This is a genomic window from Haloarchaeobius lipolyticus, assembly GCF_051208015.1.
In the GTDB taxonomy this organism is placed as follows: domain Archaea; phylum Halobacteriota; class Halobacteria; order Halobacteriales; family Natrialbaceae; genus Haloarchaeobius.
Genome location: NZ_JBPKGF010000003.1, coordinates 12,046 through 38,335 on the forward strand (window position 1 = coordinate 12,046; position 26,290 = coordinate 38,335).

General features: G+C 63.6%; 28 protein-coding genes and 1 pseudogene. 10 read left to right on the forward strand and 19 right to left on the reverse strand.

Features of this window, described 5'->3' with window-relative positions; all coding sequences use genetic code 11:
* Positions 1-111 precede the first annotated feature (111 nt).
* The 4 genes from ACSC1Y_RS09835 to ACSC1Y_RS09850 all read right to left on the reverse strand — a co-directional run bounded on the left by ACSC1Y_RS09835 (position 112) and on the right by ACSC1Y_RS09850 (position 3,448).
* On the reverse strand, positions 112-585 hold the full coding sequence (locus tag ACSC1Y_RS09835; RefSeq protein ID WP_435334669.1) for a hypothetical protein: 474 nt from the start codon (positions 583-585) through the stop codon (positions 112-114).
* Positions 585-2,213, reverse strand: coding sequence for a hypothetical protein (locus ACSC1Y_RS09840; RefSeq protein ID WP_435334670.1), 1,629 nt, complete (start codon positions 2,211-2,213; stop codon positions 585-587). Before ACSC1Y_RS09840 ends, ACSC1Y_RS09835 begins: the two co-directional genes overlap by 1 nt.
* A 2-nt stretch (positions 2,214-2,215) precedes the next feature.
* Positions 2,216-2,521 (reverse strand): hypothetical protein, encoded by a 306-nt coding sequence (locus tag ACSC1Y_RS09845; protein WP_435334671.1) that lies wholly within the window; start codon positions 2,519-2,521, stop codon positions 2,216-2,218.
* A 159-nt stretch (positions 2,522-2,680) separates the two neighbouring features.
* Positions 2,681-3,448, reverse strand: a complete 768-nt coding sequence (locus ACSC1Y_RS09850; RefSeq protein ID WP_435334672.1) for a hypothetical protein — start codon at positions 3,446-3,448, stop codon at positions 2,681-2,683.
* Between the two features lie 129 nt (positions 3,449-3,577).
* Here ACSC1Y_RS09850 and ACSC1Y_RS09855 point away from each other — a divergent pair, with 129 nt between their 5' ends.
* Positions 3,578-4,513, forward strand: a complete 936-nt coding sequence (locus ACSC1Y_RS09855; protein ID WP_435334673.1) for an oxidoreductase — start codon at positions 3,578-3,580, stop codon at positions 4,511-4,513.
* A gap of 34 nt (positions 4,514-4,547) precedes the next feature.
* Here ACSC1Y_RS09855 and ACSC1Y_RS09860 read toward each other — a convergent pair whose 3' ends face one another.
* From ACSC1Y_RS09860 to ACSC1Y_RS09870, 3 genes are all read right to left on the reverse strand, one after another.
* On the reverse strand, positions 4,548-5,732 hold the full coding sequence (locus ACSC1Y_RS09860; protein ID WP_435334674.1) for a PAS domain S-box protein: 1,185 nt from the start codon (positions 5,730-5,732) through the stop codon (positions 4,548-4,550).
* A gap of 62 nt (positions 5,733-5,794) precedes the next feature.
* Complete coding sequence (locus ACSC1Y_RS09865; protein ID WP_435334675.1) at positions 5,795-6,463, reverse strand: helix-turn-helix domain-containing protein; 669 nt, start codon at positions 6,461-6,463, stop codon at positions 5,795-5,797.
* A gap of 62 nt (positions 6,464-6,525) precedes the next feature.
* Complete coding sequence (locus ACSC1Y_RS09870; protein WP_435334676.1) at positions 6,526-7,956, reverse strand: FAD-dependent oxidoreductase; 1,431 nt, start codon at positions 7,954-7,956, stop codon at positions 6,526-6,528.
* 310 nt (positions 7,957-8,266) lie between these two features.
* Here ACSC1Y_RS09870 and ACSC1Y_RS09875 point away from each other — a divergent pair, with 310 nt between their 5' ends.
* The 5 genes from ACSC1Y_RS09875 (at position 8,267) to ACSC1Y_RS09895 (ending at position 12,871) form a co-directional block, all read left to right on the forward strand.
* Positions 8,267-8,395, forward strand: a complete 129-nt coding sequence (locus tag ACSC1Y_RS09875) for a hypothetical protein (protein WP_435334677.1) — start codon at positions 8,267-8,269, stop codon at positions 8,393-8,395.
* Positions 8,395-9,513: a non-hydrolyzing UDP-N-acetylglucosamine 2-epimerase gene (gene wecB, locus ACSC1Y_RS09880; protein ID WP_435334678.1), complete on the forward strand. Its 1,119-nt coding sequence runs from the start codon at positions 8,395-8,397 to the stop codon at positions 9,511-9,513. Before ACSC1Y_RS09875 ends, wecB begins: the two co-directional genes overlap by 1 nt.
* A complete protein-coding gene (locus ACSC1Y_RS09885) occupies positions 9,510-10,757 on the forward strand; it encodes a nucleotide sugar dehydrogenase (RefSeq protein WP_435334679.1) in 1,248 nt (415 codons plus the stop codon). Before wecB ends, ACSC1Y_RS09885 begins: the two co-directional genes overlap by 4 nt.
* A gap of 5 nt (positions 10,758-10,762) precedes the next feature.
* Positions 10,763-11,842, forward strand: a complete 1,080-nt coding sequence (locus ACSC1Y_RS09890; RefSeq protein ID WP_435334680.1) for a DUF354 domain-containing protein — start codon at positions 10,763-10,765, stop codon at positions 11,840-11,842.
* 156 nt (positions 11,843-11,998) lie between these two features.
* Entirely contained in the window at positions 11,999-12,871 is an 873-nt protein-coding gene (locus ACSC1Y_RS09895) for an ATP-grasp domain-containing protein (RefSeq protein WP_435334681.1), read from the forward strand.
* A gap of 27 nt (positions 12,872-12,898) precedes the next feature.
* On the opposite strand, the gene ACSC1Y_RS09900 is transcribed toward ACSC1Y_RS09895, so the two are convergent.
* The 4 genes and pseudogenes from ACSC1Y_RS09900 to ACSC1Y_RS09915 all read right to left on the reverse strand — a co-directional run.
* On the reverse strand, positions 12,899-13,582 hold the full coding sequence (locus ACSC1Y_RS09900; RefSeq protein ID WP_435334682.1) for a haloacid dehalogenase type II: 684 nt from the start codon (positions 13,580-13,582) through the stop codon (positions 12,899-12,901).
* 70 nt (positions 13,583-13,652) lie between these two features.
* On the reverse strand, positions 13,653-14,630 hold the full coding sequence (locus ACSC1Y_RS09905) for an aldo/keto reductase (protein WP_435334683.1): 978 nt from the start codon (positions 14,628-14,630) through the stop codon (positions 13,653-13,655).
* A 76-nt stretch (positions 14,631-14,706) separates the two neighbouring features.
* Entirely contained in the window at positions 14,707-15,939 is a 1,233-nt protein-coding gene (locus ACSC1Y_RS09910) for an MBL fold metallo-hydrolase (protein ID WP_435334684.1), read from the reverse strand.
* Between the two features lie 92 nt (positions 15,940-16,031).
* A pseudogene (locus ACSC1Y_RS09915) lies at positions 16,032-16,325 on the reverse strand (WNWW family protein); the annotation flags it as partial.
* A gap of 72 nt (positions 16,326-16,397) precedes the next feature.
* Here ACSC1Y_RS09915 and ACSC1Y_RS09920 point away from each other — a divergent pair.
* Together ACSC1Y_RS09920 and ACSC1Y_RS09925 are read left to right on the forward strand one after the other, a co-directional pair.
* Positions 16,398-16,811, forward strand: a complete 414-nt coding sequence (locus tag ACSC1Y_RS09920; protein ID WP_435334686.1) for a 30S ribosomal protein S6e — start codon at positions 16,398-16,400, stop codon at positions 16,809-16,811.
* A 143-nt stretch (positions 16,812-16,954) separates the two neighbouring features.
* Positions 16,955-17,386 (forward strand): DUF7112 family protein, encoded by a 432-nt coding sequence (locus ACSC1Y_RS09925; protein WP_435334687.1) that lies wholly within the window; start codon positions 16,955-16,957, stop codon positions 17,384-17,386.
* Here the strand turns inward: ACSC1Y_RS09925 and ACSC1Y_RS09930 are convergent.
* From ACSC1Y_RS09930 to ACSC1Y_RS09965, 8 genes are all read right to left on the reverse strand, one after another.
* On the reverse strand, positions 17,383-17,886 hold the full coding sequence (locus ACSC1Y_RS09930) for a PadR family transcriptional regulator (RefSeq protein WP_435334688.1): 504 nt from the start codon (positions 17,884-17,886) through the stop codon (positions 17,383-17,385). The genes ACSC1Y_RS09925 and ACSC1Y_RS09930 overlap by 4 nt on opposite strands.
* Positions 17,887-18,174: 288 nt before the next feature.
* Positions 18,175-18,618, reverse strand: coding sequence for a FlaD/FlaE family flagellar protein (locus ACSC1Y_RS09935; RefSeq protein WP_435334689.1), 444 nt, complete (start codon positions 18,616-18,618; stop codon positions 18,175-18,177).
* Between the two features lie 117 nt (positions 18,619-18,735).
* Positions 18,736-20,448 (reverse strand): archaellar assembly protein ArlJ/FlaJ, encoded by a 1,713-nt coding sequence (gene arlJ, locus ACSC1Y_RS09940; RefSeq protein ID WP_435334690.1) that lies wholly within the window; start codon positions 20,446-20,448, stop codon positions 18,736-18,738.
* Between the two features lie 7 nt (positions 20,449-20,455).
* The gene (flaI, locus tag ACSC1Y_RS09945; protein ID WP_435334691.1) at positions 20,456-22,117 is read right to left on the reverse strand and encodes an archaellum flagellar ATPase motor FlaI; all 1,662 of its coding nucleotides are present in this window, start codon (positions 22,115-22,117) and stop codon (positions 20,456-20,458) included.
* Position 22,118: 1 nt separating this feature from the next.
* A complete protein-coding gene (gene arlH / locus ACSC1Y_RS09950) occupies positions 22,119-22,847 on the reverse strand; it encodes an archaellum protein ArlH (protein ID WP_435335158.1) in 729 nt (242 codons plus the stop codon).
* Positions 22,848-22,849: 2 nt separating this feature from the next.
* Positions 22,850-23,299: an archaellum stator protein ArlG gene (arlG, locus tag ACSC1Y_RS09955; RefSeq protein WP_435334692.1), complete on the reverse strand. Its 450-nt coding sequence runs from the start codon at positions 23,297-23,299 to the stop codon at positions 22,850-22,852.
* Position 23,300: 1 nt separating this feature from the next.
* A complete protein-coding gene (gene arlF / locus ACSC1Y_RS09960) occupies positions 23,301-23,735 on the reverse strand; it encodes an archaellum stator protein ArlF (protein WP_435334693.1) in 435 nt (144 codons plus the stop codon).
* 2 nt (positions 23,736-23,737) lie between these two features.
* Entirely contained in the window at positions 23,738-24,655 is a 918-nt protein-coding gene (locus ACSC1Y_RS09965; protein ID WP_435334694.1) for a FlaD/FlaE family flagellar protein, read from the reverse strand.
* 426 nt (positions 24,656-25,081) lie between these two features.
* Between ACSC1Y_RS09965 and ACSC1Y_RS09970 the strand changes: the two genes are divergently transcribed.
* Both ACSC1Y_RS09970 and ACSC1Y_RS09975 read left to right on the forward strand, forming a co-directional pair.
* On the forward strand, positions 25,082-25,657 hold the full coding sequence (locus ACSC1Y_RS09970; RefSeq protein WP_435334695.1) for a flagellin: 576 nt from the start codon (positions 25,082-25,084) through the stop codon (positions 25,655-25,657).
* A 41-nt stretch (positions 25,658-25,698) separates the two neighbouring features.
* The gene (locus tag ACSC1Y_RS09975) at positions 25,699-26,163 is read left to right on the forward strand and encodes a DUF7500 family protein (protein ID WP_435334696.1); all 465 of its coding nucleotides are present in this window, start codon (positions 25,699-25,701) and stop codon (positions 26,161-26,163) included.
* The last annotated feature ends 127 nt before the right edge of the window (positions 26,164-26,290 follow it).

Below are 26,290 nucleotides of genomic sequence, written 5' to 3' on the forward strand. Positions count from 1 at the left end.
GACGCTCGAATACCCTGAGAGATACGCATCAGTAGTGATTAATGCGATAATGAGCACCGCTATCACAGTAATAGCGGTGAGTATTCGGCTCAACTTTCTGTGTTCCATAGGTCAAAGTACAATATCTGGCCCCGAAAAAATGCTTTCACCAAGATCTATGTACTCTTTTGCTACCAAATCAACAATCGGGGTTACGTAGGGGTCTAAATCCTTTGCCAGTTGCTCTGCAGATGCAACGACTGAACCGTTACAAACGGGAACACCAAACCGGGTTGGTGCAATTATATTATCAAGTAGGTCATCCTCAATTAGAGGAAGGTTTCCCACTCTTTTGTATATCTCTATCGTCACGTTGGTGCATCCGTAGTCCTGTTCTGATAGCCAATCATCTAGTATGCAGGTTCCACTACCGACATACCAAGCCACTCCTATTGCTGAAAAAACTGGGTTACTAATGAGAGACACACCTCCTATTACGAGTACCCCTATTTCGTTCTCATCGACAAATTGGCAAAGGGGTGTCTCGCCGTAATCTACTGAACCGACATGTTCTAAGTGTGGAAAATCGTACGATCCTCCAGACATTAGTTCGAACCTCCGTTGAGCGAGTGCATCATAGCGATTCCTTCTTCAGTATTTTCTACAGTGTTTTTGGTACTCATGATGTGAACGTTTGGTTCGCCTCTTTTCTGAGAGACCGATTTGACAAATTGATTGTCTCCTCGATTATACCCAACAAGTACTGCTTTGTTGTCGTCAGGAGTCGAATGATTACACTTGTATTCGACCCCATCTACAACGTGACAGTAAGATTTAGCAACTCGCTTTCCTACGCACCCTGACGTTTCCACACTGAACCCACGATCGGCGAGTTCAGAAGTTACTAAATTCATTTGTTGTGAGGATTCAATAGGACCACGTGCCTCAGACAATTCAGTGGAAGTGAGTGACCGGTAATCATGTGTCGCTCGGTCAACAACAATCGATTCACTATCTCCCACGACAGAGTGGAAGCCGATTCCGCCAGAACTCCAAGCTGACTCCGTACAAGTAAATCTCTCTGCATTGCGACCTTGTGTCACACTTAGCTCATGTTCAGAACGTACATTTACCCGCACTTGCAACTCAACCCAGCTGTTTTGATCTAATGTAAAGTCCAGATAATTCCGGCCAATCGTACTGTAGCTCCCATCAGTCCGCTTGTACATCTGCAGACTATCGTTCTCGTAATTCAACCGAATGCTGTAGTGGTTGTCGAGGTCCTGCACGAAGTAATGGCACAGGATCGTTGGCGACCCGGATTCGGCTCGGACGTGATAGGTGAACCCTTCTCCAGTACAGGGAGTGTGGCTCAAGCCAGTGGTCCGGACCATGTGGGTGTGGTCGCCGGAGAAACGCACTGCCTGAGACCCGGTGTACGTGGGTTCACCGACCAACTCAGCAGCGGAGCCACCGTACCCGAATGCATAATCCGAGAGATCGTTCGACTCGAAACTCTCTATTACCATGTCGTCCGGTAGCTGTTCCTTGTGACGGGCGTAGTCGAAGTACACGCTGTTCCCACTGCCGGGGAAGGCGTGGAATCCGATACCACCGGAGGAGAAGGTGGTATCGGTCGCAGTGATTTCGGCGTAGTTCCCGCCGCCACGAATGCCGAACGTCTGCGTTCCGTCCGACTCCCAGTCGACGGTCAGTTCGTACCAAACGTCGGGTTCGATAGAGAAGTTCGGATACTTCCGTGCGAGGGTGCTGTAGCTCCCAGACTCTTTGAGAATCAGTTTGATGTTGTCCGTGTTCGGATTGACACGGAGACCATAGTGGTTGTTCGCGTCTTGCAGGCCGTAGCTGAATAGGCCGATGGCAGAGCCACGGAACCGAACCGAGTATTGATTGTCAGAACTCGTCTGAATATCAGTCCGAGTCAGGTTCGCGCTGTCGTCAGCAATCTCCAGGGCTTTCTGTCCGTTGTACGCCGGACTGGAGACGATGTTCGCGTGGTCGCTTTCTCCGTTCCACTGGAACGAGTAACTGCTCAAATCGCCGTACTCGAAATCTTCGAGGACGTACGTACTCGGGTTCGCACTGGCGACGGAACTCATGCTGGACATTCCAACCGCGCCACCAGCCAGTGCAATCGTCGATGCGCCAATCGTCTTCAGCACCTGTCGACGTGACGTTTTGTGCTGTGAATCAGCTTGTTTCCTCTCGTCCATACTTATTTTCCAGTGGAGTAGCTGTCGTTCCACTCGGACGGCTCGCGGTCTTCTCCAAGAACCGAATTGAGGCGCTCTGCGGCTTCACCGTCAGTCAATGACACGGCTCCACTGCTAGACGACACACTCATCGACTCGGACTGTAGGCTCGTGCCATCCGAATCAGGGTCGTCGACGCGGACGATGAACTTGCCGTTCGCTTTGTCGTGAACACCGCTGAAATTCTGGGAAGAATCGATTGCTGGACGGAAAGGATCCTCTACAGTACCGCTGCCGGTCTCGTCGACCTCTATCCATTGTGATGTCATACGCATATTGAGTTACTTTGTGACAGATATTATACCTATTTAGTGTCCATATTGACGATAAAGAGGAAAATGGACAGCCGGTGGGGTTGGGTATTAAAAACAGTAGCCTATCTTGATTGTATTCCTGTTTGAGAGAATTTGTCTTAGTGTGGGGCTGACCTAGTTCTCGCCGGTTTCAGCCGCAAGTTTCGAATATACGTCCTTGGCCCACTGGAAGGCGAAATTGCTCTCGTCGAAGAATATGAATCGGAGGTTGCCACCAGTGTCGTAGAACAGCAACAGCGTAGTGCAACTTGCTCCCTCGAAGATGAGCAGGTTGATCTCCCCATCTCGCTCCGAATCGAGCAACTCCAGACGTGGGGAATCCTCTCCTTCGCAGTCGTGGAGCAACTCTCTACGGTAGCTTTGGGAGATCGTATCTCCGATTACGAAAGACGCATCGACGTGTTCTCGCTGGAGGGTATCCGTCGCTGATGCGAGAGACAATCGAGCGACGCCGATTACACCACACACTGAATCTGCTTCTTTGAAGCGTCGCTGGAGAATTTCGTACTCTTTCATCGTACCGCTGTCTGGACGAGTAATCTCTCCAGACGAAATGAGCCAGTTCGGCAGTTCGTGCCCAAAAACGGTACTCTCAGTAATAGGAGTGTATTCTGAAAAGAAACCAGTCACCTGTTCCAGATTTTGGTACGCACCGATGCACTTTTGACCGAGTTCTGTAAGTATGAAACCATCCTTGGTCCGATGAACGAGTCCGTTTTCCCGAAGCTCGCGGCTCCGGCGATATATCGTCTTCTCTGAGACGCTGAGGTTTGCAGCCAAATCCCGCTTACTAGTCGCGCTCTTTGTTACCGCTGTTAAAAAATCTCGATGCCTGTGAACAGTATCGACAACGCAACAGTTTCGGTTCCCATTGATTGCCATCCTCGGGAATTTCACACGACCTCATAATAAATAGTTGACCAATTCGCCTTCGCTCCAACACATGAAGAATACTCTCTATGAATACCTCCGAACAGACGTTTGACATACACTCGCACCAAACACTCGGACATGACGAAATGGACGATGGCCGATATCCCGGACCAGTCCGGCAAGACGGCCGTCATCACGGGCGCGAACAGCGGCCTCGGCTTCGAGGCGACGAAGGCGCTCGCCGCGAAGGAAGCGACGGTCGTCATGGCCTGCCGGACCGTCGAACGGGGCGAGGACGCCGCCACGGAAATCCGCGCCGACCACCCCGACGCCGACCTCGACGTCCGCCAGTGCGACCTCGCGGACCTCGCCTCGGTCCAGACGTTCGCCGACGAGTTCCGGGCCGACTACGACGAACTCCACCTCCTCTGCAACAACGCGGGCGTGATGGCCCTCCCGCGTCAGGAGACGGCCGACGGCTTCGAGCTGCAGTTCGGCGTCAACCACCTCGGCCACTTCGCGCTGACGGGCCATCTGCTCGGAATCCTCCGCGAGACGGAGGGCGAGACCCGCGTCGTCACCCAGTCAAGCGGGCTCCACGAGCGCGGCGAGATGGACTTCGACGACCTGCACGGCGAGCGAGACTACGACGAGTGGGACGCCTACGCGCAGAGCAAACTGGCGAACCTCCTCTTCGCCTACGAACTCGACAGACGACTCCGCGACGCCGGTATCTCGGACGTGCTGAGCGTCGCCTGCCACCCCGGCTACGCCGCGACGAACCTCCAGCGCCGCGGGCCGGAGCAGTCCGGGTCGCGACTGCGACTGCTCGGGATGCAGGCGGCCAACGCGCTGCTGGCGCAGTCCGCCGCGAAGGGGGCGCTGCCGATGCTCTACGCGGCGACGGCGCCCGGAATCGAGGGCGGCGAGTACGTCGGCCCGGGCGGACTCATGAACATGCGGGGGTACCCGGAGGTCCAGCGGTCGAGTTCGGAGTCGTACGACCAGGAGGACGCGGAACGGCTGTGGGAGACCTCGGTGGAGCTCACCGGCGTCGAGTACGTGTTCGACTGAAGGGGAGAACTGGGATGCGGCGGCCGGTCCACGGTCAGGCGTCGGTACGCTGGTCGGTGACGTCACGGAGTATCGAGAGGTGTCGCCCCGGGACTATCTCCCGCGTCGCGGCGTAGTCGACGATCCGCCGTTGCCCGTCTGGCCGGACGAGGTCGAACCGGCCGCGGTCATGGTCGGCGGCCTGGAACGACGCCCATTCGGCCTCGAAGTCGAACTCCGGACTCGCGAACCCCCGTATCGACCGACCGAGCAGTTCCGACTCCGGTAGCCCGAACAGCTCGCATGCTGCGGGATTCACCTCGACGAACTCCCCCTCGTCGTTCGCGATGACCATGGCGTCGAACGCCCGTTCGAAGACGGCGCGGAACTCGTGCTCTCGTCGAACCTCGTCGGTGACGTCGCTGATGACGAAGGTCACCTGTACGGTGCCGTCGTGTTCGAACGCGAAACATCCGACGGTCGATTCGACCACGCGACCGTCGGCGTGTCGTCCCGTGACCGCTATCCCCTCCCAGCTCACGGTCTCGGTCTCGGCCCCGCCCGTGGAACCACCGGTCAGAAGCCGGTCGAGTGCGTCCTCGAACGCGGTGGCCGAGCGTTCGTCGACCAGTCGAAGCAGGGGTCCACCGATCAGTTCCGCCTCCGTATAGCCGAATATCTCCGCGACGGCCGGATTCGTGAACTGGACGAGACCCTCGTCGTCGACGGTGACGATGGCGAACGGAGCTGTTTCGGTCAGCCGTCGATACCGCTCTTCGCGCTCGACGAGTGCCTGCTGTGACCGGTACTGTTTGGCCAGGTTCTCGATGCGGTTCGCGAGGAGTGCGTACTGGTCCTTCCCACCGCGTTTCTGGAGGTAGTCGGAGACGCCGGCAGTGATCGCGTCGCTGGCGATCTCCTCCGACCCCTTCCCGGTGAAGAGGATGAACGGCAGGTCGGGCGACGACTCGCGGACCTCGGAGAGGAGTTCCAGTCCATCCATCTCGGGCATCTGGTAGTCGCTCACGATGCAGTCGAACGGGTGCTCGCGAAGCAACGCCAACCCCTCTTCGGCACTCGTCACGGAATGGACGTCAAGACTGTCGCTCTCCCGCGTCAGGAATGTCGATACGAGTGTCACCATGTGCGAATCGTCGTCGACGTGGAGGACGCGTATCAGTCGGTCGTCGTGGCTGCCGAATGGGTCTGGCGCCGTCCGTGTCCCTGCCGTTTTATCCATCCATCTCTACACCCAGTATGAGATACCCAGTATCAGGCCCGACTGTTTACTATGTAACATCCTTAAGAGTCGAACGGGCCGGTCCCGTCGGAATCGGATACTGTCCGGGCGATGAGCCGATTCGTCCCGCGTCGGAGCCGTGAGGCGAGAGCCTGCCGCGATATCCTCAGTTCCGCCGCGATCTCTTCCAGTGTCACCTCCCGCGGAGACGCGTAGTAACCACGTTCGAACGCCAGGAGCAACGCTTCTCGCTGCGTCTCCGTCAGGAAGTCGCGTTCTTCGCCGGCCGAAGCGAGGGTGTGGATGCCACCGAGACGGGCCGGGATGCCCTCTCGCTGTAGATACGTCTGGAAGGTACCTATCGACTCGTGGGCCTCCGCCCGGACGTCGAATCGCCACTCGTCCCTGGTCCCCGTCGCCGAGAGTAGCGAGAGCTCGGAGTGGAATATTCCGTTCAGGACGCCCTGGTCGGCTACTTTCTCCCACTCGGCTCGCATGAGGGCGTCTGGGCCAACGACGTCGACGAGCTTCACGTTCGAGATGTCCGAGTTGGAGTCGAACAGCGCAGTGACGTCCGCTTTGTCCACGTTACGAATCCAGAAGTAGGGGACGAGCCGGTCACCCGTCGGGACGACACGTTCCAGTTCGATGGTCGCATCGGGGAACGAATCGAAGATGACACTGAGCGGTAACGAATTCGGCTCGAAGGCGAACTCTGCTATCGTCACCATCCGCAGTGCAGTAGGCGCCGTAGGGGATTAAAGGAGACGAGCGGGCACGCACAGCGGGCCGCCTACAGCTCGCCTCGCAACACCTTCGCCGCCGTCAATACCGGATCCCACACCGGAGAGAACGGGGGCGCGTAGGCGAGGTCGGCCCGTTCGAGGTCCGCGACCGACGCACCGCGCTCCAGCGCCATCGCGAGGATGTCGATGCGGATGGCGGCGCGGTCCGTCCCGACGATGGTTCCGCCGAGCAGGTTACCGGACTCCCGGTCACCCACCAGCGTCACGGTCGTTTCGGCCGCACCGGGATAGTAGCCCGACCGGGAACTGTCGGTGATGGTCTCAGAGACGGGGTCGAAGCCGGCATCGCGAGCCTCGTCCAGGTCGGTGATGCCCGTCCTGCCGCACTCCAGGTCGAACGCCTTGACGACGGCCGTCCCAGCCACGTCGCCGACCGGTTCCGGGTCGCCAGCGACGGTCTGGCCGATGGCCCGACCGGCCCGGTTCGCAGTCAGTCCGAGCGGGACCCAGGTCGGTTCGCCAGTGACCGCGTGGCGCATCTCGGCGCAGTCGCCGGCGGCGTAGACGTGCTCGACGCTGGTTCGACCGAAGTCGTCGACCGCGACGGCACCGGAATCGCCGAGCTCGACGCTGGTTCCCTCCAGTAGCTGCGTGTTCGGTCGGATGCCGATGCCGACGAGTGCGAGCTGTACCTTGATGGCCTTCCCGTCGAACTCGACCGCCTCGACTCTCCCACCCGAATCACCGCGGAGCCGCGAGACCTCGCTCCCGAGGTGGAGCGTGACGCCCTGTTCGCGGAGGTGGTCCTCGACGCGCTCTGCGACCGGTTCGCCGAACGGCGGAAGGACGTGCTCGCCGCGCTGGAACAGGTGGACATCGAGGTCGTGAGCGGCGAACGCCTCGGCCATCTCGATGCCGACGTAGCCGCCGCCGACGATGGCCACGGTCTCTGGGGGCTCGAGCTTCCCGTACCGCTTCACCTCGTTCGTGTCGACGTACCGTTCGCCACCCACGTCGGCGAGGACGTCGGCGTCGGGGGAGAGCAGCGCGGCCCGCGTCTTGGCCGCCGAGTCGAGGCCGTGCATGGTGAGGGCGCAGTCGAGCTCCGCGCCGTCGATGGGGTCGGTCAGCGCGCGGGCACCGGTCGCGACGAGCAGGTCGCCGTAGGGCTGTTCGAACTCGGTGTCGTCGCGTTTCCGGACCGTGACGGTCTTCGCGTCGGTATCGACTCCGACGACCTCGTGCTTGCGCCGGAGGTCGATGCCGCGCGCTTCGACCTCCTCGGGCGACAACGAGAGCAGGTCGTCGAGGCTGTCGACCTCGCCCTTCACGAAGTACGGCATCCCGCAGTGCGAGTAGGATATCCATTCTCCCTTCTCGAAGACGACCACCTCACGCTCGGGCTGTTCGCGCGTGTACTTGCTCGCGGCGCTGAGGCCGGCCGCGTCTCCACCGACGACGACGAACGGGGCTGTCATATGTCCACAATCGACTGACAGTGCAAAGATAGTTTCCGTGAGAAAGGGTCGACTCGAACGACCGTTTCGACGGCTTACGGGGCGTTTAATCGGTGCATAAGGCCGTGAATCGGCGGTTTCTGCGACCGTTTCGTTCCGGAGGGACGGCCAGAGCGGTTCGGGGCTGTGACTGTGCGGGAAGACGCGGTACGAGTGGGTCTCTCCGGCTTACATACCGGTTAAAGCAGGGGATACCGGTTTAGTCGGTACCTCGTCGATTCAACGGTCGTCACGTAATAAGGGGGCAGTCGAGAAAGCGTCGAACGACGAAATGACGCCACAGCCAGTCACCCGCGGCGGTGAATCACGCTCGCTCTCCGTCACGGATGGTCGGTTCGACGGACGGACACCCTCCGGTGCCGTCCAGCCGACCGGGAACGAGATGGGGGTGCGAGGCTGATGTCGGAGACCAAACTCGCCATCGTCCTCGGGACCCGGCCGGAGATAATCAAGCTCGCGCCGGTCGTGAAGGCGTGCGAGGCGAACGACGTGCCGTACACGCTCGTCCACACCGGCCAGCACTACTCCGAGGAGCTCGACGAGGTGTTCTTCGACCAGCTCGAACTCCCGACGCCGGACTACAACCTCGGTGTCGGCTCGAAACCGGCGGGCACGCAGACCGGTGAGATGATGATCGAACTCGAGTCCGTCCTGGAGGACGAGGACGTCGACGCCGTCCTCGTCCAGGGCGACACGAACTCGGTCGTCGCCGGCGCGATGGTCGCGAGCAAGATGGACATCGAGATCGGTCACATCGAGGCCGGGCTCCGGAGCTACGACCGCTCGATGCCCGAAGAACACAACCGCATCGTCACCGACCACGTCGCGGACTACCTGTTCGCGCCGACCAACGAGTCGCGAATCATCCTGCTCGACGAGGGAATCGACGACGAGCGCATCCACGTCACCGGGAACACGGTGGTCGACGCGCTCCTCCAGAACCAGGAGATCGCCGCAGAGAAGAGCACCGTGCTCGCCGAGCTCGGGCTCGAAGACCAGCGCTTCGGCCTGCTGACGGCCCACCGGGCCGGCAACGTCGACGACGAGGACCGCTTCGAGTCGCTCCTGCAGGGCGCGAGTCGAGCGGCAGACGAACTCGGCATCGAACTCGTCTACCCGGTTCACCCGCGAGCCGAGAACATGCTCGAGGAGTTCGACCTTGCGGTACCGGACAACATCCGGACCATCGACGCACAGGACTACCTCGACTTCATCCACCTGCAGTCGCGCGCCGAGATAATCCTCACCGACTCCGGCGGCGTCCAGGAGGAAGCCTGCGTGCTCGGGACGCCCTGTGTCACCCTCCGCGACAATACGGAGCGACCCGAGACGGTCGACGTCGGGGCGAACCAGCTCGCCGGGGTGGACCCGGACGCCATCGTCGAGGCCGCCCGCGAGATGCACGCGAAAGAGGGCGACTGGGACAACCCGCTCGGCGACGGCGACGCCGCGCTCCAGATACTCGAACTCGTCCTCGACCGTGAGGTCGCGCCCGTCACGGGGGTGACCGCCCGATGACGACCGTCACCGTCCACGGCCTCGGCTACATCGGCCTGCCGACGGCCGCCATTCTCGCCGACGCGGGCCACGAGGTCCACGGCTTCGACGTCGACGATGACAAGGTCTCGGCCCTCCGGAACGGCGAGGTGTTCGTCGACGAGGACGACCTCACCGAGCTCGTCCGCGGCGTCATCGAGGACGGCTCGCTCGTGGTCGACACGGAGCCGAAGGCGGCCGAGGTCCACATCGTCTGCGTCCCGACCCCGCTCGACGACGAGACGAAGGAGGCGAACCTCGCGTTCGTCGAGGCGGCCGGCGAGACCATCGCCGACCTGCTCCGCGAGGACGACCTCGTCATCCTCGAATCGACCGTCCCGCCGACGACCACGACCGACACGCTCCGACCGATTCTCGACAGCTCCGGGCTGACGGCCGGTGAGGACTACGACCTCTGCTTCAGCCCCGAGACGGTCCTGCCGGGAAACACCATCAGCGAACTTCGTGGCAACGACCGCATCGTCGGCGGCGTCACCCGGAAGTCCGCCGAGCGGGCGAAGGCGCTGTACGAGACGTTCGTCGAGAGCGAGGTCGCGACGACCGACGACCCCACAGTCGCCGAGTTCGTCAAGCTCGCCCAGAACACCTACCGCGACACGAACATCGCGCTGGCGAACGAGCTGGCGAAGGTCGCCCACGACTACGACATCGACGCTCGCGAGGCCATCGAGCACGCCAACATGCACCCGCGGGTGAACGTCCACCTGCCCGGACCGGGGGTCGGCGGCCACTGCCTGCCCATCGACCCGTGGTTCTTCGGCCACGGCTCCGATTCGGTCGACCTCATCACCCACGCCCGCGAGGTCAACGACAGCATGACGGGCTACGTCCGCGGGCTGCTCGAGGACGAACTCGGCTCGCTCGACGACAAGACCGTCGCCGTCTTCGGCCTCGCCTACAAGGGCGGCGTCGCGGACACGCGCGAGAGCCCTGGCCTGAGCTTCGTCCAGGAGCTCCAGGCCGAGACGGGCGCCACGGTCCAGGTCCACGACCCGTTCGTCGACGACACCGTCTTCGACGTGCTCGACGAGGACGCCGCGCTCTCTGACGCAGACGCCCTCGTGGTGACGACCGACCACCCGCAGTTCGCAGACCTCTCGCCGGAGTCGGTCCGGTCCCGGATGGCTGGCAGCGTCGTTATCGACACGAAGGCAATCCTCGACCCCGAGACGTGGCGCAGTGAGACCACCTTCGTCCGACTATGAGCATCATGAACCCCTTCAGCAGTTCCGACACAGACGCATCGCCACCGCCCGCGAACGTGTGGGTCGACCTCGTGAGTCCGTCCCATCCGTTCTTCTTCCACTCGCTGCTGTCCAACCTGGACGGCATCGACTCGACCGTGACGGTCCGGGAGAAGACGGAGACGGTCGACCTGACCCGCGAACTCGGCATGGACGCCGACGTCCTCGGTCGGGACTTCGACAACACGTTCCTCCGGAAGATCGGCATCCCGCTCCGGACGAGCCAGTGCACCATCCAGGCCCCGAAGGCGGACGTCTCGCTCTCCTCGCGGAACGCGATGTGCGTCCTCGCCTCGAAGGCCCGCGGCATCCCGTCGATCCACTTCACGGACAACGACATCACCGCCCACATCGAGGGGCTGACCTTCGAGAAGCTCTACAACCGCTTCGAGGCGCAGGCGACCCACAACGTCGTCCCGGCCGCCTTCGAGGTCGAAGAGCTCACTCGCTGGGGCGCCGACCCAGAGTCCATCCACACCTACGACGGCTACAAGGAGGACCTCTACGTCGCCCAGTTCGAGCCCGACCCCGAGTTCACCGACAAGCTCCCGTTCGACGAGTTCGTCACCATCCGGCCGGAGGCCCTCGGTGCGGCCTACGTCGACACGGAGCGCTCGCTCGTCCCAGACCTGCTCGACCGGCTGGTCGACCTGGGCTACAACGTCGTCTACCTGCCGCGCGGCCGCGGCGACGAGGAGCACGCAGACGAGTACCCGGACGACCGGGTCTACACGCCCGACGAGGCCCTCGACGGTCTCGAACTCGCCTGGCACGGGACCTGCATGCTGACCGGGTCCGGGACGATGGCACGCGAGGCGGCCTGTATGGACAAGCCCGCGGTGTCGTTCTTCCCGAACACGCCGCTGTCGGTCGACCAGGAGATGGTCGCCGAGGGGCGCATCCTGCACAGCCGCGACGTCGACGAGATAATCGACCACATCGAAGACATCGGCGAAGCCGAGGCGAGCGGCGACTTCGGCCGCTCCGAACAGGTCCAGCAGGAGGTCCTCGAGCTCACGGCCGACCTCATCAACCGGTACGCGTAGTCGAGCCGAGGCGCCTGGTTCACCACGCGCCGTGGCTGCCGACGCGTCTTCCCGACTGGCTGGCGTCAGTCCCCACGTTCTCAGCTGTCTCCGACTTCTACACGCTTTCTGCACCCTCCGTGTGAGTTATCTCGCTCGCTCTCGATGGCTCGAACGATGACCCGGGTCGCCTTCGCAACCAGCGCCGAGTACGCCGAGTTGACCGCCGCCGACCAGCGATTCGCCGCCGCGCTCTCCGACCGGGGCGTGGCCGTCGACCCGGCCGTCTGGACCGACGAGAGCGTCGACTGGACCGATTACGACGCGGTCGTCGTCCGCTCGTGCTGGGACTACCACACGCAGGTCGAGGCGTTCTCGGGCTGGATCAACTCGCTCGCCGACCGCGAGGTGCCCCTCTACAACGCGCCGAGCACCATCCACTGGAACACGCACAAGTTCTACCTGCGAGACCTCGAGGCCCGTGGCGTCGAGACCGTCCCGACGGCCTACGTCCGCGGGAGCGAACAGCGCAGCCTCGAGGCCGTCCTGGACGAGCACGACTGGCGCGAGGCGGTCGTCAAGCCCGCTGTCAGCATCGGCGGCGCGGACACCTGGCGGACCGACCGGTCGCGCGCCGACTCTCACCAGGAACGGTTCGACTCGCTCCAGGCGACCGCCGACCTGCTCGTCCAGCGGTTCGTCCCCGAGATAACCGAGGGCGAGTGGTCGTTCGTCTTCGCCGACGGCGAGTACTCTCACGCGGTCCTGAAAGAGCCCGGCGACGGCGAGTTCCGGGTCCACGAACACTACGGCGGCAGCTACGCCGCTGCCGAGCCGAGCGACGCACTGGTCCGACAGGCGACCGAGGCGTTCGACGCTGCACTCGACGAACTGGGCCAGACGCCGCTCTACGCCCGGGTCGACGGCGTCGACGTCGACGGCACGTTCGTCCTCGTCGAGCTCGAACTGGTCGAGCCGTCGCTGTTCTTCGACACGGTGCCGGCGGCCGCGGGGACGTTCGCGGACGCGGTACGGGCGCGGCTCGATTGACGCTCCGTGGACGGGGGCAGAGACGACTCAGACGCCCAGTTCCTCGGCGAGTTCGAAGAACGTCTCGACGGTCAGGTCCGGCTCGCCGTCGAACGGCTCCCACGGATTCCCCTTCCGGTCGACCCAGACGCCCTGCATCCCGGCGTGCCGGGCGCCCATCACGTCGAACCACGCCGCCGTGACGTGGGCAATAGCGTCGATGGGCGTGCCGGTTCGGGCCGCGGCGTGGCGGTACAGCTCCGCATCGGGCTTGTAGGTCTCGACCTCGTCGGCGCTCACCACGCCGTCGAGCAGGTCGCCGATGTCGGCGTGGTCGACCATCGACTCGAGCATCTCGGGGTTCCCGTTCGAGACGACGTAGGTGTCGTAGCCGCCGTCACGAAGTCGCTCGATGCCCTCGCGCACGTCGTCGAAGACGTCCAGCTCGTGGTAGACCGACAGAATCTCGTCGCGCTCGTCCTCGCTCACGTCGACCCCGTGGGCGTCCAGCGCGTACTGGAGCGCGTCGCGGTTGACCTCGTAGAACGGCGCGTACTCGTCGATGTGGTTGCCGACGAAGGTGTACTCCAGCGAGCGAGCTCGCCAGAGCCGCGAGACCGGTTCGGGGTCGTCGACGCGAGCCGCGAGCGCTTTCTCTGCGGCGTCGACGTCGACGATGGTGCTGTAGGAGTCGAACGTGACGGTGGAGACGCGGTCGGGGTCGAAGGCCATACAGCAGGTGAGGGTCGTCGTCGAGATAATTCCTCCCCGTGCGTGTGGCGGTCGCGCAGTTCTCGCGGCGTCAGACGTCGCCGATGTCGGGGTTCCAGACCGGGGTGACGGGTGCCTCGAGGCGGTCGATCTCGTCGTCGGTGAGTTCGACGTCGAGCGCCCTCACGGTGTCGTCGAGCTGGTCGGTGGTCCGCGGGCCGACGATGGGGGCGTCGACGACCTCCTTGTGCAAGAGCCAGGCGAGGCTGACCTGTGCCGGAGTCGCGTCCTTCTCGTCGGCGAGTTCGCGCACCACGTCGAGGACTGCCCAGCCCTCCTCGCTGAATCGCTTACGGGTGAACTCGTCCGTCGCGGCCCGGCCCGATTCGGGGTCCTCACCGCGCTCGTACTTGTCCGCGAGGAACCCGCCTGCGAGCGGCGACCACGGGATGACGCCGATGTCCTGGTCCCGACACGCCGGGAGGACGTTCGCCTCCTCGTGCCGGTCGACGAGGTTGTACTCACACTGCATCGAGACGAACCGCTCCCGGTTCTCGACGTCTGCTGCGTGAAGCGCCTTCATGAACTTCCAGGCCGGCATCGTGCTCGCGCCGACGTACCGGACGACGCCTTCTTCGACGAGGTGGTCGAGCGCCGAGAGCGTCTCCTCGATGGGCGTTTCGTCGTCCCAACGGTGAATCTGGTAGAGGTCGATGTAGTCCGTTCCGAGCCGGTCGAGGCTCGCCTGTGCCTGGTCGAGGACGTGCTTTCGCGAGAGCCCGCCGGCGTTCGGCCCGTCGCGCATCGGGAAGTAGACCTTCGTCGCGATAGCGAGCGCAGAGCGGTCGTACTCCGCGATCGCCTCGCCCAGGATCTCCTCGCTCTCGCCCGTCGAATAGGCGTTCGCCGTATCGAAGAAGGTGATGCCGTGCTCTCTGGCACGGTCGATGACCTCGAGCGACTGCTCGCGGTCGTGGTTCATCCACGGCTGTTCCGTGCCGAAGTTCATACAGCCGAGGCAGAACCTTGAGACTTCGAGACCGGTGTCGCCGAGTCGTGTGTACTCCATGTGGCGGGGTTCGACAGCCTGCTGGGAGTAGCTTTGGACGGCGGCAGTCGTCCCCGACCCGCGAGCCGTGGGGACCCTACACCTCGACCGTCTCGTCCAGCACCGGCGCGCTCGCCTCGAAGCCGTCCGCTCGAAGCTCGGCGGCGAAGCCGGCGCAGTCGTCGCCGTGGTTGACGAGGATGGGCGTCTCCCGGTACGAATCGAGGAACTCCCGCAGGGCGTCGGCGTCCGCGTGGGCCGAGAAGTCGTACTGTTCGGTACGGGCGCTGACGGGCATCACCCGTCCGTCGATCTCGGCGCGACCCTGGTCGAGCAGCTCTCGTCCGGGCGTCCCCTCGACCTGGTAGCCGGTGAAGGCGATCTTGTTCACCGGGTGGTCGCGAATCTCCGGGACGTAGGTCATCGCGGGACCGCCCTGGAGCATCCCCGAGGTCGTCACGATGACGGTGCTCTGCTTCGCGATGCGCTTCTTCTGGCCACGGCCGCCGGTGACGAACCGGGCGTGGCCCATCGCGTGTTTGAGTTCGTCGCCGTCGCGCAGGAACTCGGGGTACCGACGGAAGACCTCGGCGACCCGGGTGCCCATCCCGTCGACGTAGCACTCCACGTCGTGGGCGGCGCAGATGCACATGACCTCCTGCGTGCGGCCGATGCCGAACGCGGGAACGACGACGGTGCCGCCCTCCCAGAGCGTCGACTTGAGGCTCTCGGCGAAGCGTTGCTCGATGTCGGCGCGGGGCTCGCGGTGGGTGTCGGCGTAGGTCGCCTCCGTGACGACCACGTCGGCGTCGGGGCGGGCGCTGGACCCCGCCAGAAGGCGCTGCTGTTCGGTGTGGTAGTCGCCGGTGTAGAGCAGCCGGGTGTCGCCGTCGTCGATGAGGACGTGGGCACTGCCGGGGATGTGACCTGCGTTGAAGAACGTCACCTCGTAGCCCGCGGCCTCGAACGGTTCCTCGTAGCCGTGCGTCTCCGAGACCTGCGTCATGCGGCGGAGTTCGGCCTCCGTGAACGGGCAGTCGTAGGTCCCGCCCATCAGCTTCAGCGTGTCTTTCCCGAGCACCTGCGCCAGCTCGGCCGTCGGGGGCGTCCAGTGGATGGGCGGCCGTTCCGACCCAGAGAGGAGGGCCGGAAGCGCCCCGACGTGGTCCAGGTGGCCGTGGCTGACGACGACGGCGTCCGGGGAGGGCGTCTCGACGGGGTACTGCGGCGGGTTGCCCGAGGCCATCCCGAAGTCGATGAGGAGCGACTCGTCGACGAGGACGGCGCTGCGGCCGATCTCGCCCGCACCGCCGAGGAAGCGTAACTGCATCTGGTCCCGGCTAGCGACTGGAACGGTTTCCGTTCGTCGCTTCGGCGGTGTGTCGAAGCCCGGTCCTCCGCTCACCGCAGAACCGCCTCGGTTCAGAACTGCCCGTTCTCTCGCGGACTCTGACGAACCGTGAAGTGCTGGTATTCGTCGCCGTAGGCGAGCGCGAGCGACCCGAGCCACCAGTTCCACCGCTCTGTGGCGTTCCCTCGCGGGGCATCGCGGAGGTTGTTCACGACCACCTCCGCTGTCAGTTCGTGGCCCGCGTCTCGGTGGTAGTTGCCCGAATCCCGCAGGTCCACCGCCTGCCGAACCACGACGTGTGCCTCACCGCCGAACTCGCGCTCGAGGCGGAGTTCGAGTTGCCCGGGTTCCATGGAGGTCCTTTGTTCGTGGGGCGACTTATCGTTCGGGGTGGATTCGACGGAGTTTTGAACGACGCCCGACCACTCTCACTCACTATGGCGAGTTTCAACGTCGTCGTTGCGGACCCCGAGACGGGCGCGACGTACGCGCTCGAAGCAGAGGAACAGGACGCGAACCGATTCATCAACAAGGAGATCGGCGACACGGTCGACGGCGCCGCCGTCGGCCTCGACGGCTGCACGCTCGAGATCACGGGCGGCTCCGACGACGCCGGCCGACCGATGCGCAAGGACATCGCTGGCCCGAACCTCAAGGAGGTCCTGATGAAGGAGCGCTCCGTCGGCTACAAGCCGGACCGTCCGGGCGAGCGCAAGCGCCTGACCCTGCGCGGTCGCGTCATCTCCGACGAGACCAGCCAGGTCAACGCGAAGGTCGTCTCCGTCGGCGACGAGACCGTCGAGGAGCTCCTCGGCCTCGCCGGCGACGACGAAGACGCAGACGAAGAGTAACCACGGTCCACGGGTCCGTCCCGGGCGCGTCGTAGGACTCCTGAGGGTCACTCCCTCGGCGCGCGCCCGCGGCCCACGACAACTTCTACAGAGACGACGCTTCGAGCGACAGGTACATCCACCGTGACGGTCCACTGTTAGGTATGGCTGACCGCGTTTCTTCTGACGCAGTGCCCACTGTGCGAGCGAAACTCCAGCGCCACGGCGCGATGGACCGACTCCGTATCGAACTCCCCGCGGACGAAGCAGATTCCTTCCCCGAAGGCGAGACCGTCCGGTTCGTCCTCGACGGCAAGGAGCGGTTCGCGCACTTCGAGTCACACCTCACGAGCGACGGACTCGTCGTGAGCGGTATCTTCGACACACCCGACGCTGCACGCGACCGCAATGGTGAGAACAGACTCGCCGAGTGGTGCAAGAAACACGGCCGCTCCGCTGGCGGGTCGGTGCTGGTCGACGTCATCGAGGAGGGGTTCCAGTACGGCTTACGGGCACCGGGAGACCGCGAGTTCTACGCCGCCCTGGAGAAACCCAGCGATAGTCTTGCGTCCATCGCCGAGGACCTCGATAGCTAGAGCCGCGGGAGGAAGGAGTAGAGCAGGTAACCGAACGCGAGGTGCTGGAGCATCGTGCGCTCGACCGTCTGGCGAACCGCGGGTTCGTCGGCGATGGAGTACTCCTTCGTGCGCACCTTCTTGTGCATCAGGAGCACGTCCTCGTCTTCGAGGTCGTGCAGGCTCGGATAGACGGTGCCGGGACTGAGCTGTGCGCCGAACAGTCGGGTCAGGTCCGAGATTAGCTCCTTGCCGTGGGTCTCGCCACGGAGCGAGATGAGCATCAGCAAGATCTCGTCGAGGTTCTCCTTGATGATCTCCTCGCTGAACTCGGCGTGGTTCGTCGGCAGCGCCTCCTCGACGGAGGCGAGCATCTCGTCGAGCTCGCGCTCGACGGCTTTCTCGTCGACCTTCTCTGCGGAGCCGATGGTAAGCTGGTACGGTTCGTCGTCGTCGTTGCCGTCGGATGCAGCAGCCGAAAGGCTACTGAAGACCGACTGCGAATCTGGCTTCTCGTACATGTCGTCACCTTCTGACCTTCTCCGTCGGCACCCCACAGAGGCCTCCACCAGAAGCCTCGATGTCCCGACCGGATACTATTGGGTACATTGTACGATTCCGTAATAAGTCAATCGGCCAACCGCAGTTCTATGACATAAGTGTGGTGGCCGGTATTGGGCGGTGAACGAAGAATGCCTAAACTCGTGAAAATTGTCTCTATATGGCTGATACTGTTGGAATAATCTCTGGATATCTCTGGTGGCTATTGGGACTCAAAATGGGAAATTATCTGAAAGATGTTAATTCTCTCAGTCGTAGCCAATCGCGCCCAGTGCTTCCTCCCGTCGCCCCCCGTCCTCGCGTTCATTGTCGACCTGCTGTTCGGCGAGCCGGGCGAGCATCAGGTGCTCCTCCAGGTCCGCCTCCGCGATTCTGGAGACGTACTCCAGCGACTGTGCGTGCGTGCTGAACGGCGTCCCCGACATCGACTCGAGGGGATAGTCGAGCGTCTCCGGCTCGTCGTACTTCTTGTGGTGAGTCTCGGCTATCGAGAGTCCGCGGATGTACGCGATCATCTCGCGGCGGACATCGTCGGATATCCAGCCGAGGTCCTCGTAGTACCGGAGACTGTTGAGTGCGCCGTTGATGCCGAACGTCTCCCCGAGGTACCGCGCCCACTGCATCGTCGCAGCCATCCCTGCGGGGCTCCGCGAGACGGAGGCGAGATACGGTTTGTCGGTGGTCAGTGTCATCGGGGGGTCGCTCCTATCGCAACGGTAGCGCGGTATCGGGTTAAGTACTGGGCCGATATCGAACCTTGAGTCGGGGCGTGAACCAGTCGACTGCAGCGGATCGGCAGCAGACCCGGGTCACACCGTGATGAGTGCGTCGACGACGTATCGGGTTATCTCGGCGGTGATGGCACCGGTCCACGTCAGCGCCACGAAGTGCACGTAGCCGCTGATCATGTGACCGCGGTCGGTCACGCGAATCATGATCGACGAGACGAGCGCGTTGAGGACGATGGTGAGGATGAGCAGGAACTCGATGACGCCGATGTCGTACTGCTCGGTCGACAGCAGGAAGCTCATCTGGCTGGCGCTGAGGTCCATGTCGGCCGTGATGCGCATCAACAGCTCGACGACCTCCAGCCCGACGAAGAACGAGAAGACCGACGCGGCCGTCAGTCCGTATAGGACGCCGATGAGGGTCGTCGTCGCTTGCTGACGTTGTTCGCGGACCTTCTGGACCTCGCCGTGGTTGCGAGAGATGACCTGTCCGAGCATCTTCGGGTCACCACCCATGTGCCGCCCTTCGACGTACATGTCGCCGAACTTCTGGATGAGGTAGGAGCCGGTCTCGGCGGCGAACAGGTCCCACGACCGCTTCGAGTCGATGCGGACGTTCAGCCGCTTGAACAGGTTGTCGATGTTGTGGGTGAGTGCCCCGAAGTCCTTCTTGCGGAGCGACTCGAGCACGTTCCCGGTCGAGGTCTGTTTGACCGACTCGACCGCACCGAGCGCCCGGATGAAGCTCGGGAACTCGCTATCGCGGTTCTTGACCTTCTTCTCCTCGTGCCGGACGAGCCAGCCAGGGATGGCCAGCGGCGTGACCGGAATCGCCGCCATCACCGGCAGTGGGAGGACGTCGCTGGCCAGCGGCGTGTAGCCCAGCAGGATGGCTCCGACCGCGACGAACGAGACGAACGAGAGGCCGCCTCCGACCACGAGGAACAGTCGGACCCGCTGGAGCGGGAAGTCGCCTGCGGTCTCCCGGATGTACCAGACCGGGTCGTACGGAGAGATGGCGTGGATGGCGTAGACGAATCCGCCCTGGACGACGACGAACAGTCCGATGACCCCACCGACCGCCAGCGAAGGGTCGATACCGATGAGGACCGGCAGGACGATGGAGAACACCAGGACGAACGCGGTCGAAAGCATCATCGACAGGTACAGCTCCTTCATCACGTCGAGCTTGTTCAGGTCCGCCTCGTACCGGATGACGAACTGCTGGATGATGCTCTCCTGTTCGTCGATGAGGAACTCGCTTATCTCCTGGCCGCCCCCGATGGTGTAGGCCAGCCGTTCGAGGAAGTCCGACAGGAGCGGCGAGTTCACCTGCCGGGCCCGCATCCGGCAGGCGTCGTCGAGGCTCTGGTTCCACGTATCGACCAGCGCGACGAGGAAACCCATCTCCTCGGCGAGCGCCTGGTACTCCTCCTCGCTCGCGAGCGTCCGGAATATCTCGACCCGGTTGATGTTCGTCATCGAGAGGACGGTGATGTGCGTGAGGAACAGGTGGAACCGCTGGCGGACCTGCTTGCGCTGGCGGTCCTGCACCGCCTTCGGGTAGACGAGCGCGCCGAACACCGAGAACAGTCCGAGCAGGACGAGCGGTCCCCCGACGACCATCGGCAGCGACAGCGCCACCACGGCGGCCACGCTCCCGACGGCGAAGACGACCGTCGGGAAGACGATGACCAGCAGGTACGTCTGGACCGGCATCTCCATCCGCCGGTAGGCCTCCCGTATCGAGGAGAGCAGGGCGTTCACGTCGCCGGGTTGGCTCGCGGTGGACATTGTACAGTCAGATGGTCGTGTCGAGGCCGACGGTGTCGATGGGGATTCCCTCGAGCCCGTCGCGCTGGTAGTCGGCGATGAACTCGTTCACCTCGTGGTAACCGAGGATATCCGCCTCGATGGCGCGCTCGATTATCTTGGCGCGGCGGTCGAGCTCGTCGTATATCTTCCGGGTGTCCTGGTAGCCGAGCAGTTCCGCGATCTGCTCTTCGAGGACGTAGGAGTTGTTCCGGCCGGTGAAGTCGACGCTGTCCTCGCGGGGGTCCCAGTTGAACGCCTGCCGCGTGACGACGCCACCCTCGTAGTCGGAGTAGCCCTCTATCTCCTGGACGCTGGTCACTCGCCGCAGGACCTTGTCGCCCTGCTTGACCCGGTTCTGGAACAGCGCAACGTCGCAGTTGTCCATGAACGTCTCGGGGACGTTGATGGGGGCGCCGGTGAACCGCTGTATCATCGAGACGATGTCCGACGCGTGGAACGTGAGCATCACCGGGTGACCCGTCTGGGCCGCCTGGAACGCCATCTGTCCCTCCGCCCCACGGACCTCACCCACGATGATGTAGTCGGGGCGCGAACGAAGTGCGGCCGCGACGAGGTCGAACATGTCGACGTCCGCGCCGTCGTCACCCGAGCCCTCACGCGTCAGCAGCTGCTGCCAGGTGTCGTGGGGCGGTTTGACCTCCGCGGTGTCCTCCGCGGTGTAGATCTTCGCGTCGCTCGGGATGAACGAGAGCGAGGCGTTGAGCGTCGTCGTCTTCCCGGACGCAGTCTCGCCGACGACGAACACGGTCTGTTCGTTCTCCAGACAGAGCCAGAGGTACGCGCCCAGTTCGGGCGAGAGCGTCCCCCACTTCGTTATCTGGAAGATGGAGAGCGGAATCTCCTCACCCTGGCGGATGGTGAGCGACGGCCCCTTGACGGAGACGTCGTCCGAGAAGATGATGTTGATACGCGAGCCGTCGGGGAGCGTCGAGTCGATGATGGGATGGGAGTCACTGACCGGGGTGTCCATCCGCTCGCCCATGTTCCGAATCCAGTTCTGGAACGCGTCGATGGAGCCGAAGTCGACGTTCGTGTTGACCATCCCGTACGTCCCGTGGTCGATGTCGCACTGGTGCGGCCCGATGACGTGGATGTCCTCGTTCTCCGGGTCCTGCATGACCGGGTCGAGCGGGCCGAGGCCGACGATGTCGCGTTGGAGGTGGTATCGGATGGCGTCGTAGGTTCCCCGGTCGACCGTGATACTGCTCCGCAACGAGCCACCGAGCCCGCTGATGGCGCCGCCGACGGAGACGACCTCGTCGAGCAGGTCGTCGAGGTGTGCCTCGAACTCCTCGTTCGCCGATGGTGCGGGCCGGGTCACGGACCGGTCGAGGATGCGCTGGCGGACCCGCGCGTAGACGTCCCGCTGGGCGTCGGTGAGCTGGGGCTCGATGCAGTAGTAGCGCGTGTCGATGCCGATGTCGCCGTAGACGTGGACGTACACGTCCTCGCTGACCTGGTAACAGACGTTCGGCCGCTTCGACTTGTAGTCGCCCGGGTCGGGGACGAGCGACGGGTACTCCCCGAACTCATCGTGGAACTCTTCGAGGTGCGTCTGGAGGTAGTGCGTCTCCGCCGCCGCCTCCTGGAGTTCGGACGTCATCCTGGCGGTGCCGTACTCCGCCATCTCAGGCCACCGTCCGGTTCACGATGGTCAGTCCACGGCCCTGCTGGACGTTGAACCCGATCGAGTCGTCGACCGGGTCGCGCATGTTGGCGTACCGACGAACCCGGATGGTGCGCCGGATGTCCTGGCCGACCGTCTCGGTGTCTATCTGGAGGAAGACGTCCGCGACGCTCCGAATCGGCGTCAGCGCCTTCTCGGTGACGGCCTCGGGGTCGACGGTCAGGACGACCGTCTTCCCCTTACGGGTCATCCCCTGCAGGAACGTCAGGATCGACTCCATCTTGTGGTCCTCGTCGCCCGCGGTGGTGATGGCGTCGAACTCGGGGTCGTTGCGCAAGAAGGCACTGAACGCGTCGACTACGACGACGTCGCCCTGCCAGAGCACGCTCGGCTGGGTCAGCCGCGAGAGGAGTTTGCGGCGCTCGCCCCCGCGGTGCGTGTCCACGTCCGCGTGGAGGAACAGTACCTTCCCTGAGAGGAGCTGGTCGACCACGTCGTACGAGAGCGAGTGCATCTGCTTGACGAACTCGCCAGCCGCCAATTCGGTCGAGACGTAGCCGACGTAGGCGTCTTCCGAAGCGATACCGTAGGCCATGCGCTGGCTCAGGACCGACTTTCCCGCGCCGTCGACGCCCTCGACGAGGACGATTGCACCCTCCGGGAGACCGCCCCCGAAGGCGTGGTTGACACGGTCTGCGTCGGTCAGGCCGAGCGAGAAGTAGCCGTTCAGACTCATACGTAGAACTCGAACACCTCCCTGTCGCCGTTGACCACGATGACGACGCGGTGGGCGCCGGGTGAGAGGTTGCGGGTCAGATCCAGCTGGGCGACGTTGCCCGAGCGCCACTCGCTCCCGTCGACGACCGTCAGCGTCCGGTCGCTGTCCGCGACGTACTGGCCGTCGACGAGCACGTCGAGTTCGTCGGTCTCGGCCGGAAGACGGGTGCTCCCGGTGTTCTTCACCAGGAGCGTGACAGTGTTGCTCCCGTCGTAGACCGCCGAACTGCCGGGGTCGGAGATGACCTCGACCTCGGTGTCTATCTGCTTCGCCGCGTCGGCGCTCTTCGCGTCTATCGAGCTACTCACCTGCCCGACGTTGGTCACCATCGTCCCCGCGACGCTGACCGCGATGAGCATCGCCGCGATGAACATGATGAGACTGGAGACGGAGACGCTCGCCATCTCAGACCTCCGTCACCGTCTCCGCCACGCCGAACTCGGTCACGAGTTTGACGCGGTTCGGCGTCGCCGTGACGCCGGTCAGTTCGAACTGGAGCTGTTCGCCCGGAACCCAGATGGTCCGGCCGGCCTGGCCGTCGACCCGGACCGTATAGCCGGTCTGGAACGCCCCGTCGACCAGCAGGTCGGTCTCGTCCACCGAGAGCGTCCGCGAGCCGGTGTTCGTGGCGTTGACGACGAGGGTATCGGTCGAGGCGTTGTAGCTCACGTTGGTCACGTTCATGTCGGTGTTCCGTCTGTCGAGCACCCGGTCGTCGTGTTCGTCCGTCGCCGTCGTCACCCGTTCGTGGGCCGTCTCCACGACGGGGTAGACGGTCGTGAGCGTGACGAGCACGCCCACGAAGAGGATGGCCGCCGAGCCGCTGGTGCTGAATCCCATGGTCAGTCGTTCGTTATCGAGCGCTGCACCGCGTCGAGCTTCATGATGTACTCGTAGCTGTCTGCGTGGTCGTCGCCGGTCAGTTCCGCGGGGTCGCGCGTCGGGTCGACGATCATGTCGAGGTCGGGTGCGGAGAGGACGTTCTCGAGGTGACGTTTCACCGCCGGCGAGATCCAGCCGACCTCCTCGTAGTGGGAGATCGCCCGGAGCGCCGCCGATGGGCCCGCGGTCGTCACGAGCTCCGTCATCCACTCGAAGACGATGACGTCGGTCGCGAACGTGTCGGGGAGGTCGGGAAGGGTCGCATCGCGTCCGTCTCCCTCGGCGGAGATGAAGGTGTCAGGTCCCTCGTCCGTCTCGTCGTCTTCGGGTTCGTTCTCCGTCGGGGCGTCCGCCAGGTCGTCCGGCGTCTCGACCGGCACCTCCGTCTCCGACCCACCTTTCAGGTCGTCGAAGGACATCGGCTGGTCGGTTCGTCCGCCGGCCGCGACCGGGACGGTGGCCTGCTCCTCCGGGGAGACGACGCCGAAGCCGTCCTGCTCCTGGGACGATGGTCCAGGCTGCTGGTTCGCCGCGACGAATGGGTTTGCGTTCGCGGTCAGCTGGTCGTAGATGCCGAGTAGCTGGCGGACCGTCTGGTTCATCTCCTCCATCCGCTCTGCGACCTGTTGCTGAGAGCCCTGTATCGTCTCGAGCTGTCCCGTCGAGCTGTCGAGACTGTCCTCGAGCCCGTCGATGCGGTGCTCGAGGCTCTCGATCTGTTCCTCCTGGTCGAGGTCCTCGAGCGGAACGTCGAACATCGGCTCGGTCGCCTCCGGCGCTTCGTCGTCGTCTTCGCCGTCTTCGCTCTCGGTACTGTCGACCGGTTGGCGGTCGCCACCCGAGCTCAGAAACTCGGTGAGTATCTCTTTCAGTCCCATCTCGTCAGGCCCTCCGCCGTCGTAGTTCGATGCCGCGCTCGCGGCCCAGTGCGGTACTGTCGTCGGTCACGGTACATCGAGCAGTCACTGTATGCGGGTTCGTCGGACGACCCTATAGTGGCTCACACGGCTTCGGTGACCGACTCGGCGGGCGTTTCGAGCCGTGAGTCGAGTACCGAATCGACGGCCGAAGCCATACGGGTCTTGATAGGACGGTGCCCCGACTGTGGACTCGGGGACTGCTCCCCACGCTGTGATGCGAAACATCGGCTCACCCCGGAACGGGGAACGACGAACGATGCGGTACTCGAGCGGTGAGTCTCGCGCGAGACTCCCGAGCGAGCTACCGGTAGGCCCTGTCGGGCCATGTGAAACGGTCGTGCCCATGTGGGCACGAGTGAGCCACATACACGGGGTGAAATACCGATGAACGTAACGGATATACAAGATGGTGACCGCGGGCAGGTCGGAATCGGCACTCTGATCATCTTTATCGCGATGGTCCTGGTCGCCGCAGTAGCAGCTGGCGTGCTGATAAACACGTCAGGAATGCTGGAAGCGAAGGCGTCGGACACGAGTTCCGACGCCCAGGCCCAGGTCTCGAATCACATCACCGTCGTTTCGGCGACCGGTGAAGTGAACGCGAACGGCACCGGAGTCGATACGGTAAACATCACCGTGATGAAGGCCGCCGGTGCCGGCGACATAGACCTGACCAAGGCCTCGTTCGAGTGGGTCTCGGACACGGCAGCCGTCACGCTGTCGTCCAACGACTCCGCCGTCTCGCTCACCGATATGGGCGGCGGCTCGAGCACGACGCTGAACGACCGGTCTGACCGCATTCGCGTCACCATCAACGTCACTGATAGCGCGGTAGAAGGACAGTACCTGCCGGAAGGCGAGAAGGCGATGTTGCAGATAGTCGACGCGTCGGGCGCGAAGACGCTCTATGGCGTCAACGTCCCGGCCACTATCTCCGACGAACAGTTCGTCAAAGTCTGACGGTACGGTACACGGTGCCCTCCGGGGCACAGAGACCACACATGAACGAACGCACGAACGACGCAGACGCACGCTCGGACGGGATCCTCTCGCCGGAGGACCTGGCGCTCGACGAGGACCACGTAACGGCCCTCGACGAGAACCGCCTGGTCGTCTCCGCGAGGACGGCCCGTTCCGAGACGCCACACGGTGGCGACGCCCGTCTTTCGGCCGCCGACTCGACGATCATCCCAGACGTCGACGAAGCCGCCGACGCCGACGGGCCGCAGGCGACCACGGGGTCGCCCGCACCCGCCGATGTGCTTGGCGAGTCGAGCGCGCGATACGGTGTGGACCTGACCGTGAAGACCGACGACGGCATCGCACACGAGACGATGACGTCGGACGACATCCGCGAGGTGTTCGAACGGATGCTCCGCTGGTACGCCGGCCAGCTCGACGACGAGCTGGAACCGGAGGAGACGCTGTCGCTACTGCTCGACGCGAGCGGACTCGAGCTAAAGTAAGGTTTCTGGTAGTTATACTGGTTGTTCCGACGGCTAGCGACCGCTGACGATTCCCGGACTCGACGAGAGAACCGATAGACTACGGTACGAAATGACCCGCCACTATCCTGCTCGTATCGAGCCGTGA